The sequence below is a fragment of the Bacteroidia bacterium genome, assembly GCA_033391075.1.
Taxonomy (GTDB): Bacteria; Bacteroidota; Bacteroidia; order J057; family J057; genus JAWPMV01.
The window spans coordinates 4,955,880-4,969,643 of the sequence record JAWPMV010000001.1; the positions used below are offsets into that span (position 1 = coordinate 4,955,880).

Genomic DNA, 13,764 nt, shown 5'->3' on the forward strand with positions numbered 1-13,764 from the left:
GTCGAGGGACCTTGTATTTGGAGAGCTATAAATAATACACGATCTCTCAGCGCGCGCCCCAACGCACATCCAAACTTCGAGATGAGCGCGCGAATTTTTAATTAAAAAATCGCAGAGAAAGCAATGCTTCCCCTGCGATAGCGCATATTTACTCTCAATTTAGTTTAACTATCACCTGGCGAGCATGAATTTGCTTGTGTAGAGACTGTTATCAACTTGAATAATTAGCTGATATGCGCCAGAGGCCCAATTCTGTGTTTGCAGGCTCATACTTGCCTGATTTTCGTCTAAGCTTGACTGATAAATGAGTTGCCCTTTCAGGTCGAATACCTGAAGTTCCCCCCTTGTAAAGGACCGCAGCAATTCGATAGTTAGCCGATCTGAAGCGGGATTAGGGTAAAGGCTTATTCCTTGAGCGAAAGGAGTAACATTGACTTCCAGGACTTTTGAATATTCATAGTTGCCATCGAAATCTATTTGCTTTAATCGATAGTAATTGCTTCCTGGCTGAGGCTCGAGATGTCTGAACTCATAAGTATTTACTTCATCTGAAGTCCCAACACCTGAGACAAAGCCAATCTTTCCCCAAAGACTTCCTTCACTACTATGTTCAATCTCAAATCCATCATTGTTGAGCTCGAATGCAGTGGCCCAATTCAAAAGAGTTGATTGTCCTAATACCTCAGCCTTAAACTCTAAGAACTCAACAGGAAAGATCGTTGGATCAAAGAGAAGAGATACCTCTCCGGGAATAGAATAATCGAGCCCCCATCCAGCTGGAAGAAGCGGATCGATTGTATTAAAGGTGCCCGTGATTGTTGTTGCTGTGAGAAAGGTAATACGGTCTCCCGTAGTGGGCACATAATTAATGACGGGCTTTAGGGTTCCTCCTGTACCTGAACCCAGGTTTGCAATTCCCCCTACATCCAGCCAATCATAATCTACTCCCTGCCTTGTCCCATCTATCTCAATCTCGAGGGTGGCATTTATAATATTCAGATCGCCGTCTGTTGTAACTATGCCAGGAGAGGATCCGGGGGAGAGAAGTCCTGTTATGGAAGTAACATTTGCAATCTCCCCTTCTATTTGCAGTATACTTCCCGGATTGGTATTAAATCTATTATTACCTCTTATGGCAGATGAGCCTGTATTTGATACCTTAATTATTCCATTTGTAAAGTTGAAAATCGAATTATTACTGACTCCGACTCCCGGAATCGTATTTCCGCTTCCTCCAACTTCCAAATAAGAGTTAAAATCATAGAAAAAGGTCCCTGAATTATGCTGCAATCCATTTAGGGCATTATCTATATACACCTCTGTCCCCCTGATTTCCGTATAGGCGCCATTAGACAAGAGTATCGCAGATCCATTAATCGAGTTTGTTCCCAGGGCTCCAATACGAACAATAATCTGAACAGTCGATGAGGTTATGCCTTTGAACTGTAATTGTCCGAAATTTGAACTGATCCCATGAGAATTGGTGTTATCTATGAGTAATGTAGGGTCCAGATCTGTTGTTCCTGAACCATTATCATTTATGGTAAAATTCCCCTGCCCTTCAAGTCTTATTCCAGCATCTCCTATCGGCCCACTTTGACCGATGAGTACATCGCCTCTACTGAGAAAATCTGCAGACCTTGAAGCCAGGATAATACCATAGCTGCCAGTATTGTCTACAGAGAAGGTTCCATTGTTGGTCAATCTTCCATCAATATCTGCCCCTATTCCACTCGCACCATCCAAGGCTAGAGATCCTCCAAAATCGATGGTTAATCGGGTATCCGTTTCCATGACCAAAGACTTTCCCTCAGCTACAATTCCATTCGCAATGACAGGATAGCTGGTTGAAGTTGGTATGATAATATCATCTGATGTTGTGGGTACTCTTACTGGCAACCAATTACAAGGGTTTTCCCAGGCAGTAGTACTTTCGCCCGTCCAGGTAAGCTTTCCTCGATTCGGGATAACTGGGCTATAAGAATAGGGGTTATATTCAATATCGATCAGATGCGTACATCCATTTCCTGATATCTTGAAATAGATATTTTCTTGATTTGTGGGAAAGTTGGTCAGGTCAAAGTTGAAGCTGTTGGTGGCTGCATCATAGGTCCCGACGGCTGTACTCAGACTTTCCTCCAAATACCAAGTGGTTCCATTGCTTAGGGGATCGAAGTCATTGGCAGCTCCTTCTTCAAATACAGGACTCAGCGCACAAACTCCGCTAGCTAGGACATGGATCAACAGGTCATTGTTGGTTAGGCCCGGAATGGGGTTTACTAACCCATATTGCAAAATGCCATTGTTTACAAGGCCCCCAGATACCGTATGCGGATTGCTGGTCTTAAGCATCAGGTATCCTTCATTGAGAAAGCTCCCGCCTGACTTATTGATGCGATCATATAATTTCATGCTCGCACAAGCTTCATTATTTACGGTACTACTACTAGCATCAATCGAGGCCCCACCTACATTATCAACTCTGACTTTTCCGTCTCCTTTATTGGTAAAAGCAGCTCCGGCAACAATGCTTATTCCTGCATTGGTAATATTTCCGCCATTCTGCCCAATTATTAATTCTCCTGAACCCTGATTGTCAACATCTCCAGTCATGAACAATCCGTTATCTCCACAATTATCAATTTTTATGGTCCCCTCATTCGTTATTCCACCTGTAAACGCAACCATACTGATTCCATTTCCACCGACATTACCTATCCCTTGTCCAATCAATATTTCTCCATTCGCCCGATTGTTGACCTTCGGACCTCCCAATTCCATTGCAATAGCTGCAGAGCCTACCTTGTCTATTTTTATTTGTCCATCCGTATTATTGAAGACGGTATTGTTGTTTCGCACAAAAATCCCTGTTCCGGGAATGCTTCCTACCCCTTGCCCTATCTCAATGATGCCTCCTCCCAGATTATTAAATGAGCCCAGATCTTCGACTCTAATAGCTATCTTATCCAAAGCCGAACTCCCCGCTTGTGCACCCACAAAATTTATCCTGATTCTTCCTCCATCATTGACAAAGGCAGAACCATTATCATCATTTATTATGCCTGACAATCCAATCTGAATTTCGCCTATCGTGATGGTACCCGTATTGGTGAAATCGGCGGTTTGCATGTTGCGGATTCCATTGTCAAGTACGTTCTTGATATTTACAGTCCCATTATTAATGAAATCAACATCATCATTTGTTCCGCTCAGTCTTTCGTTTCGGATTCCGTCAAGATCAACGGGCTTGGAACTGGCTCCCAGGTTGATGGTTCCATTGTTGGTGAAATCATCATAATTATAAATCCCGTGTCCATCTGCATTGACAATCGTAATGATAGCACTGCCTCCTACGGTAGTCGTTACACGATTATACAAAGCATGGCTAGTTGTGTTTTCTATATTGAGCTTTCCACTGACGATGAGGTCATCTTCATTTAGCAAGCCCATACCAGGGAGCTTATTACTGCTTCCCCCAATGTTTAAGGTTCCTCTACTTTGGATTCGGAATAAAGGAGATGCGGTTAAAATAAAGCGGTGAACAACTCCTGGATTTGTGCCGCCCGCATCTAGTACATTTACCGTTCCATCTTCAAGTTCAAAACTCGCTGCATTCAGGATGCCTGCTGTATCAATAGAAGTAGAACTGGCTGTCCCGATATTTACGGTCGTACGTGAGGTGAACAAACCTGAATTTACTTCATCAAATTTTAAACTACCCCCAAAATTATAGATTCCATTATTCGCTGTATTGTCTATGTTAAGTAAGGTAAGCCCTCTAAAATCTCCGTCATTGATATCTTCGACATTCAGGCTACCTTTTTGTATATAGATTCCATGTGCACCGATGTTTCCACTATTTCCTATATAGGTCTTTGATCTGAGCAGTACATTAGCTGCATTGTCGTTAATGTGGATACCATCCCCACCCACATTGTTGATATAGAGGTCTCCTTTATTGGTAAAGTTTCCTAATATATACATCCCATCTCCACCTGCTCCACTGATATTTAAGGTGCCTCCAATGACGATTTCCAAACTGGCTCCACTCTGGATGGTAACAGATTTAGCGCTGCGTGTATCCCCGATTTCAGGATAGCGGCCTGAGCCTACAGTAGGGATAACGACATCATCAGTGGCTCCGGGAACTGCATTACCCGACCAGTTTGAAGCTCTTTCCCATAGTTCGTCTGTGGTTCCGAGCCAGGTTCTTGTTGCAGCTTCAAGACCTGTCGGGAAGAAGAGCAAAAGACTCAGGCAAAAAGTAGAAAATAAACGTAGCGTGATTACAGATGTACAATGTTTCATTCTTGTATTGCTTTAATGGAAAACTCAATTTTTAATGATAGATAATTGTGGTTTCGAGATTGGCTCGCCTGCATAGCATTGAGCTTGAGGACTTTCTTCTTCTTTAAAAATTTGAGTTTGGATTGTAGTGGAAGCTGCAGGGTGGGATTGGCAGCAGAAGGTAAAATAAGGTCTGGGCCATTGGGGCAGGCCGGATGAAGGTTTAATGCAGTGGTTTTGAAAACAGAAAGGTAGGCTTGATGGATGATCCTATAATAGTCCTGGCTAAAAATGAAGCCTAAAAACTCCCGCCAGGAGGGAGAAATTCCTTCTTTTATGTATTCATTTTTAGGGTCTTTACGCATCTGGTTTTGAGTAAGGTTCTTCTTGTTAAAGAAGCTTTACACAAATTTGATAAGGGAAAGCCCATAGCTCTTTACCTATTGATCTTATTTCTGTACCTATTGTTCCCAATTCCTGAGAAATCCTTTACCTATTGTTCGGCCTCACATATTTAATTGCTGATAATCAATGATTTACATGTTCATTAATATTTTCATGTTAGGCAAGCAAATAAAAGAGGAAAGGTTTGTGGATTTAAATATCCGAATCAAAGAATCGCAAGGAGTAAAACAAAAAACCGCAGAGAAAGCTAAGCTTCCCCCGCGATTACGCACATAAAAATCTCAATTCACATAAATTTGCTTACTGAGAAATCAAGAATTTCCTTGAATATAATTTGTTGTCGAGTTGTAGCAGCAACTGGTAAGCACCAGCACCCCAAGTCTGAGTTTCCAAAGAAGTACTGGATTGATTCTTGTCCAATACGGTTTGGAATACGAGCTGCCCCTTAAGATCAAAGACTTGCAATTTCCCTCTGGAAAATGAATCCAAAAGCTTAATATTTACTCGTTCAGAAGCCGGATTAGGATAGAGGATCAATCCCACTCCAATTGGAGAGAAGTTTAGTTCGATTGAGGGAGAGTATTCAAAATTACCATCAAGATCAATTTGCTTCAGGCGGTAGTAATTCATGCCTTTTTGAGGGTCTGCGTGCTGGTACTCGTAGCTACTGATTTGGTCGGTAGTACCCAGACCTTTTACAAATCCGATCTTTCCCCAGTCGCTGCTTTCGGTCCTGTGTTCAACTTCAAATCCATCATTGTTCAGTTCCTTAGCTGTTGCCCAATTCAGCTGCGAGCTTTGTCCTACAATTTTGGCCTCAAATTCCAGAAATTCTACGGGGAAGATGGCAGGATTGTAGAGCAGGGATACTTCTCCCGGAATTGAGTAATCCAATCCCCAACCAGCAGGAAGCGCAGGATTGGTTGAACTAAATGTACCGCTAATGGTTGTAGCTGTAAGGAATACGATGCGATCCCCAGTAGTTGGGACAAAGTTGATCACGGGTTTTAAGGTCCCTCCAAGAGTAGCGGTTCCGGTAACATCAAGCCAGTCATAATCTACTCCCTGTGTTGTTCCGTCAATTTCGATCTCCAGGGTAGCAGAAGAAATGTTGAGATTATTGGGTGATTCCAATTTACCAGGAGAATTGCCAGGGGCGATGGTTCCGTCAAGACTTGTAATTCCAAAGAGTCTTCCGTTTATCCGCATAGTCCCTCCTGAATTACTTATTGTATTAGAACTTCTGTACAGGGCAGGAAAATTGGTATTGGAAATAATGATTTCTCCAGATGTATTGTTAAGGCTCCCAGCTGTGAAGATACCGTTTTGAGAAATGGTATTTCCCGAGCCTCCGATTTCTAATTTACCTCCATTGGTGTTGGAAAAACTGGTGGTAATGGTATTCAGGCGTAAGCCGGTAGCCACATGATCGATGTAGATTTCGCCTCCATCATTGTTAAGGTTTGATATACTGCTTAAATGGATACCGTTTCCACTAATGGAATTGACTCCCAATGCACCTATCCGGATTACAATTTCAGCTGCAGAGGATACATCATTGATATTCAGATTTCCTCCATCCACTGTAATTCCACGCTGGCTGCAATTGTCAATCAATAAAGTAGGCGTATCATCTGTCCCATCATCTGTAAACCTAAGCTCGGAGAAACCTCCAAGCGCAATTCCATGATTTCCAATGTTTAATGCACTCCCATTTTGCCCGATCAGGACATCTCCATTGGAAATAAGTTTGGCCGTAGAACCTGAAAGGAAGATTCCAGGACCCGTGGTGTTATCGATGGACAAGGTTCCACTATTATTCAAGACCCCTTCAATTCTGGCACCAACTCCTAATGCTCCATCTATATTCAATACTCCACCATAATTGATGCTCAACTGTGCATTGGGATCAATGTCGAGGGACTCAATCGTAGAAGAAACTCCATTCGAGATCAGGGGATAAGTAGTAGAAACGGGAATGATGACTTTGTCTCCAGATGCAGGTACTTTTATCGGCAACCAGTTGCAAGCCTCGTTCCATGCTGCAGAGCTTTCACCCGTCCAGGTCAGGCTACCGGAATTGGGAACAGCCAGCTCATACTCCAACTGAATCAGGAAGGTGCAGCTATTTCCACTGACTTCGAAAAAGAGGTAAGAACCTTCCGGGTAATTGGATAAGCTAAAGTTATTGTTGGTAGGATTGTAGGTTCCTGCAGCTACGCTAAGCGCTTCGTCTGCATACCAGGTATTTCCGTTCCTACTGAAATTATTGGCAGCGCCCGTTTGAAAAACATTGGTGAGGGTACAAGCACCTGAATTATTCAGAAAAATCAGCATATCGTTGTTGACCAGGCCGGGAATGGGATTGGTCTGGCTGTATTGCAATACCCCATTATTGGTGATGGTCCCGGAATTTGTATGGGCATTGGCGGTGTTTATGGCCAAATATCCTGCATTAGTAAAGCTTCCCGTATTCTTGATGAAGTCGTAGATTCTCAATTCCGCACAGCCAATATTTTGAAAAGTACTGTTATTGGATTCAATAGCTGCATGGGTCGCTCCTCCGATGGGTCCGTTTTTCCCGATGATGGTTTTTGCATTGCCCTGATTGATAAAGGAAGGATTAAATCGGTTTAAGTAAATCCCATCATTTCCTACATTATCGATTAAGAGCTCTGAATTTCCCTGGTTAGTAAAAGAAACACCGTCCTGAACGAATAGCCCATATTCACTGATATTGCCTGTATTCTGACCAATCCATACTTTCCCTGTTCCTTTATTCAGAAAGGGGCCGTCTGCAAAAATTCCATTGTCCGAGCATTCATCGATTTTTATCATCCCTTCATTTTCAAGAAGGCAGGATGAACCTGATATACTAATGCCATCTCTCCCTACACTTCCTGCAGCTTGACCGATGATAAGCTCCCCATTTGCTGCATTGCTAAACCGAGCATTTCCAACCTCAACAGCGATGGCAGAGAAACCCACCTGGTCCACTTTAATCTGTCCATTTGAATTGTTGAAGACAGCATTGGTGCCCAATACAAATACACCTAGCCCTAATATATTACCGTCGCCCTGTCCCAGCTCAAGAACACCTCCCCCCTGATTGGTAAAACTGGAGGCATTTTCTACAATAATAGCTGTTCTTTCCAGGTTGTTAAAAACTGCCCCCTGACTACCACAATTATCAACCCGAATGGTACCCCCATTATTTACAAAAGCCGATCCGTTGTCTTGATTCAGAATCCCCCTGAGGCCGATTTCAATTTCCCCTATATTCAGATTACCGGTATTGGTAAAGTCTGCTGTATTCGAGTTCTGGATTCCATTATCCAGGGCGTACTTCATATTGAGGGTCCCGTTATTGGTAAAAGAAACGAGGGTATTTGTTCCGCTCAGTCTTTCATTTCTGATGCCATTTAACTCAATAGGTTTAGAGGTTGCTCCCAGATTAATCGTTCCGTTGTTGATGATCTCTTCATAATTCAAAATCCCATCATCATCAATGTCCGAGATAGTGATTCTCCCACTCCCTCCTACGGTTATTTTATCGTAATTATTCAATCCGTAGGAAGCAGTATTTTCTATGTTCAAGTTCCCATTAACGATTAATTCGTCTTGATTAAGCATCCCCATCTGAGGGAGCTGATTGCCACTGCTTCCAATGTTTAAGGTCGCTCCTGACAAGACTCTGAATCTGGGAGAAGAAGTATTAATAAAACGGTTGACAACTCCCGCATTCCCACTAGCAGCATCTCTTACATTTAAGGTTCCATCACTTAAATCAAAGTTTGCAGCATTCAAGACTCCTATCTCTCCGATCGAGCTTGAACCTGCTCCTCCAATTGTAACAGTAGTCCGCGAGCTAAAAAGGCCTGCACTTACTTCGTCTATATCTACACTCCCCCCAAAGTTATAGATACCCAAATCAGCGGTTCTATCTATGGTAAGGATGGTGGTGCCAACATATAAAGCGTCATTATAATCACGAATGGTTAAACTCCCTCGATTTATAAATATTCCGTGATTACCAATGTTACCCGTATTTCCGATGTAGGTTTTCCCCCTTAAGGTCACATTGGTTCCATTGGTATTTAAATCAATGCCCGATCCTCCAACATTGTTGATGTAAAGCAAGCCTGCATTTGTAAAGCTTCCACTCACATCCAATCCATTCCCACTTGCTCCATTAATGTTTAGCCTGCCCGCATTCAGGATAACCAAATCAGCGCCGCTTCTAATAACAACCGATTTCGCGTTGCGGGTATCACTAATCTCAGGATAATTTCCATTCCCTACGGAGGGAATGACAACATCATCTCCAGATCCCGGAACGGATCCGCCCGACCAATTGGAGCCTCTTTCCCAGAGCTCATCAGTAGCCCCGGTCCAGGTTATGGTGGCTGCCAGCAAGCCTTGCGGCATCATACTTAAACAGGCCAGAAAAAGAAGTAAATGGAGGGTGAAAAATTTAACAGATGTCCGATATTTCATGTTCGTTGAAGAATTAATGATGTTTTTAGGTATAAATAATATTAGGATGACTGGGCCACCGACTGATAGATAGCCGGCAAGCCAATCATCGTATTACATTTCTGTTCAAAGTTTTGAAGCTCACATACGAGGGCATGAAGTTCTGCGGGTATGCTCAGCTTTTGATTAAGGATGCTTTGTCCTATCGATTCCAGGCATACCGAGACCAGCTGTTTGTGGTGAGGTGCGAGAAAAATCGGGGGTATTACTTCAGCCTTTAAGACGGTAAAGCCAAGCTCTTCCAGTAAAGTATTCATCCGGCTGCCGATTGCCGGATCAAGGCCCTGAAGTTTCATACTGCTTTGGTATAGCTCCTGGAACTGCCCGAACGCAAAGGAAGTAGGATAGCAGTGAAATTGAGAAAAGTTCATTTCCTGCATGATCAGGCAGCCTCCTTTTTTGAGGTATTCTTTGCACTTTCTTAAGAGGGCTTGTGATTCAGAATGAGTGGAGAGAAGAAATTGCCCAAAGACAATATCAAATTGGAAAAGCTCAGCGGAAGATAACTTATGCATAGAATGGAAAGTCAGGTTATCTCCTTCTTTTCCCTTTACATGCTGCCTGGCAATTTCCAAATTATTGAGGTTGCTATCGATCCCAACCACTTCCAGCTTGCCCCTAAATTTATCGGCAATTTTTAAGCTTAGTTCTCCTAGCCCGCAGTTCCAGTGGAGTAGTCGGAGTGAGTCTTTTTTTCTACTAGTTATCTCCTCCTTTACTAGATGGAAAGTCGGCTCAAGCAGAAGCTCTTCCAATATTTGCAAACGCTTGCGATTTGCAGCATTCCCAATCAGTCCGTAGTTCTGCCTATGCCATTTCTGGGATAAACCCAATGCATGTATTCCTTTATTGAGACCTTCTTTCATTTATTTTTCGCATTTGCAGCTATTCTTTTAGAATCGCTGTTATGCAAAAGTGCCGAGAAGGATGTTTAAGCCTTTTTCTTATTGTTCTAAATGCTGTACCTATTGTTCAGGGAAGGAAAAAAATGCTGTACTTATTGTTCAACAATTAAGTTAACGCGCTCAAAAACAAATACTTACATGTCAAATGAATGTTGTGTAAGATTTCAATAAGAATGTAATAAAAGAGGTGTTTAATTTTGGGTTCGTAGCTGGGATGGACTGGATTTAAACTCTTCATTGAAGAGGCGAGAGAAATAGGTATGGTTTTTAAAGCCTACCTGGAAAGCAATTTCGGAGATATTCAGCTGAGTAGTTTCCAGCAAATGGCGAGCCTTATGCAAACGAATTTTTCGGATGATATGAGAAGTCGGCTGTCCCGTCAGGGCTTTGATCTTATTGTGGACCTGTGCCCGACTCATGCCCAATTTATGCGCAAGGCTAGCTGTCCCAAATTCTTCATCTTCCATAAACTCCAAAATGACTTCATTCACCCTTGACATAAACTCATTCTCAAGCTGTAAGGAATCATCATCCAACTGGAATTCATGTGGATTTAATTTGAGAAAACGGATTTGCAACTTTTGCCTGAGTTCGAAGAGTTTTTGCAGACGGATCAGAAGCTCTCTCCTTTCAAAAGGTTTGGCCAGGTAGGCATCCGCCCCTTTGCGCAAGCCTTCGATTTTGGATTCTGTATCCGCTTTGGCTGTCAAGAGGATTATCGGAATATGACTTGTCCGCTCATCCTGTTTCAAGCTATTGCACAGTTGGTAACCGTCCTTCTCAGGCATCATCACATCACTGACTATCAAATCCGGCACCTGCTCAATCGCTTTATCGATTCCTTCCTGCCCATTTTCGGCTAAGAGCAAACGATAGTCTTCCTGCAGGCAGGCTACCAGGTATTGCCGTACTTCCGGATTATCCTCAACTATTAATAACAAAGGCAAAGATTCGTCCTGGCTTGCCGCCATTATGAGTCCATTTTTTTTCTCTTCCTTTTCCTGAGGAGTTTCTTCAAAACTCATTTTGCCGGGAGAAGCTTTAATTTCTGCTGTACGCTGTTGGCTTGTTTCTGTAATCGGCAAAAGAATCCTGAAGTTGGCTCCTTTCCCAAACTCACTCTCAACTTCAATTTCTCCCTTCAACAACCTGACCAACTCACGCGTAAGAGAGAGCCCAATACCTGTTCCTTCTCCTTTGCGGGTAATGGAACTATCCACCTGGTAAAATCGATCAAAAATGTAGGGGAGCTTTTCCTGAAGGATGCCATCGCCCGTATCCTTTACACTAATCTTTAAGCAGGGTTTCCCTTCTGCTTCCACTGTAGTGATTTGCAGGTATACATGTCTATCCTCGTGGTCAGCATTCGCGGTGAATTTGATGGCATTTGATAAAAGATTGGAAACAATCCTCAACATCTTTTCAGGATCATAATCCATGTTTATGCGATCCTGAGCAGGAAGGAAATGAAGTTTGATGCCCTGGCTTCGTGCCAAAGATTCGAAGGACTCGGAAATGTATTTGAGGTAGGAGATAATGTCTCCCTGGATGTACTGAGGTTTTAGTTCCTCGGATTCCAGTTTTCGAAGTTCCAAAATCTGATTTACCAAATTGAGCAGATTCTGGCTGTTCTGCTTGATCATTTCAGCCCCTTTTTCCAACCAAAGCTCAGGCTGCCTTTTTACCTGTTCAATCATACCCGAAATGATCGTCAGCGGGGTTCTAAACTCATGAGAAATATTGGTAAAGAATCGAGATTTCAATTCGTCCAGCTCACTCAATTTTGCATTCTGGGCTTCCACTACTTCCTTTTGCCTGCTAAGCTCCTGATTCAGCGCATTCAGCTTTTTATTTGCTTGCTGCTTGGAACGAAAGTAGCCCAGACCCACAATCAGCAAGAGTAAGAAGAATAGGGAGGTGCCTATCAACAAAGTACGAATATTCGATTGCTTTTGGGCTTCCTGTTCTTGTTCAAATAAAAGGGCCTGCCTTTCCTGTTCAAAAGCAAAACGAGATTCCAAGCGGCCGATTTCCAATACCTTTTCCTGATTAAATATAGAATCCTTCAAAAGGACGCTATTTTCAAGATACTGCAAGGCCAAGCTCGGATTAGTAGTTTTTAAGCCACTGTATAATTCCTCTGAAAGAATCAGCTGCTGATGGATAACTCCCGTTTTCTCCGCGAGCCCATAGGCTTTGGTAAATTCAGCGATTCCTGCTTGTCGATTCCCTTTTAGCATATAAGCCTTCCCCATTCCATGATGAGCCACCATTTTTTCAACAGAACTAAAAGTGTTCACGGAAGCTTCCAGGCTTTTCTGAAAATGGTAAAAGGAAGAGTCTGCTTCTTCTTCTTTCAAGAAAGATTCACCTAAATATCTATGCGTTGCATATACCGAAAACCCCGGCCTATTCGATAGAATTTTCAAGCTATTTCTCAATAATTCAATGCTCCGGGAATATTCTCCTTTATGGTAGGCGATTTTTCCCTTCAAAAGGGGAAGCATAGGATTATCGTCTTCTCCAAAAATCTCAACAAAAGATTCTTCCTGTAGCTGAAGGTATTTCAAATTATTTTCCTCGTCCTGGATCGTCTCATAAATGGAGGACAACATATCCAGCACTATGGGTTTTTGTTGTCTGGGGTCCTGTTTCTTCAGGATTTCATAGCTGCTGAGCAACTTATCAAGCCCACTGGGATAATCTCCTAAGAACATATGAGTCCCTCCAAGTTGCATGTAGGAATTCGCCAGATCGACCGAATCTTTCAGTTCGAGGTTGATCTCTAGGACTTTATTGTAATATTCAAGTGCGGAAGAAAACTGTCGAGACCGCCCGGCATTTGCTCCCAGACGATTGTAGATATTTCGTAAGAGGATTTCCTGGTCGAGTTTTTTGGCTATCTCTAAAGCCTCTTGCATATACAATTCAGCAGAATCTGCTTTCCCAAGAAATGAGTAACTATTTCCCAGAGAGAAAATGGCATTTGCAAGCACTTCCTGATCCTCGAGGCTTCCGCTTAGTTTGTAAATCCACAAACGTAAATCTTTTGCTTTATCAGGCCTCCGTTGAGAATCGTAGCTATCAGCGAGTTTGTCCCAGATTTCTACCTGGCTCTTATCATCTCTGCTTTGTATTGAACTTCTTTCGTTCTGGACAAATGCGTCAAGCAAATTGAGTGCGCTGTCTCTATTTGTCTGAACAAGAGCCTTCGAGAGCCCAACCGTCAAGTCCACGCGATTCTCCAAATCCTGCTCATTTACCAAAAGGCGAGCAAGAGAATCTGCCGTCGAAAACTGGGCATCAACTTTAGATATCGGCAGCAAGCAGGCTATGAGCAGAAGGAAAAATGCTTTCAGAAGTATTCTATTGAACATTCTTTTTGATTCAGGAAGCGTCTTTATTCGAAAGTAAAGGCTTCAAGTATTATTCCAAGAACAATTTTTAAAAAATCGTTACTGAGATTTTTTTGCATAAATAATAAGTAATATCTCTCAATAATTGTTCAATTTATTTTAAAATCCATCAAAACGTACGTTTGTGAATAAATATTCAAGGAATTAGGTTCTCTGGGAAAAATTAAACATTCTTGTTTAAACAATTTTGTTTAATGCCGGGACTGAATCAAAAA

General features: G+C 42.4%; 5 protein-coding genes. All 5 read right to left on the reverse strand.

All coding sequences use genetic code 11. From position 1 onward, the window contains the following. Positions 1 to 171 precede the first annotated feature (171 nt). Positions 172 to 4,308 (reverse strand): T9SS type A sorting domain-containing protein, encoded by a 4,137-nt coding sequence (locus R8P61_19705; protein ID MDW3649304.1) that lies wholly within the window; start codon positions 4,306 to 4,308, stop codon positions 172 to 174. After that, the gene (locus tag R8P61_19710; GenBank protein MDW3649305.1) at positions 4,305 to 4,652 is read right to left on the reverse strand and encodes a hypothetical protein; all 348 of its coding nucleotides are present in this window, start codon (positions 4,650 to 4,652) and stop codon (positions 4,305 to 4,307) included. Before R8P61_19710 ends, R8P61_19705 begins: the two co-directional genes overlap by 4 nt. Before the next feature lie 340 nt (positions 4,653 to 4,992). Further along, positions 4,993 to 9,189 carry a T9SS type A sorting domain-containing protein gene (locus R8P61_19715; protein MDW3649306.1) on the reverse strand — a complete coding sequence of 1,399 codons (4,197 nt, stop codon included), beginning with the start codon at positions 9,187 to 9,189 and terminating at the stop codon, positions 4,993 to 4,995. Between the two features lie 41 nt (positions 9,190 to 9,230). Then, the gene (locus R8P61_19720; GenBank protein ID MDW3649307.1) at positions 9,231 to 10,094 is read right to left on the reverse strand and encodes a class I SAM-dependent methyltransferase; all 864 of its coding nucleotides are present in this window, start codon (positions 10,092 to 10,094) and stop codon (positions 9,231 to 9,233) included. A 230-nt stretch (positions 10,095 to 10,324) separates the two neighbouring features. After that, positions 10,325 to 13,510 carry a response regulator gene (locus R8P61_19725; protein ID MDW3649308.1) on the reverse strand — a complete coding sequence of 1,062 codons (3,186 nt, stop codon included), beginning with the start codon at positions 13,508 to 13,510 and terminating at the stop codon, positions 10,325 to 10,327. Positions 13,511 to 13,764: the final 254 nt, after the last annotated feature.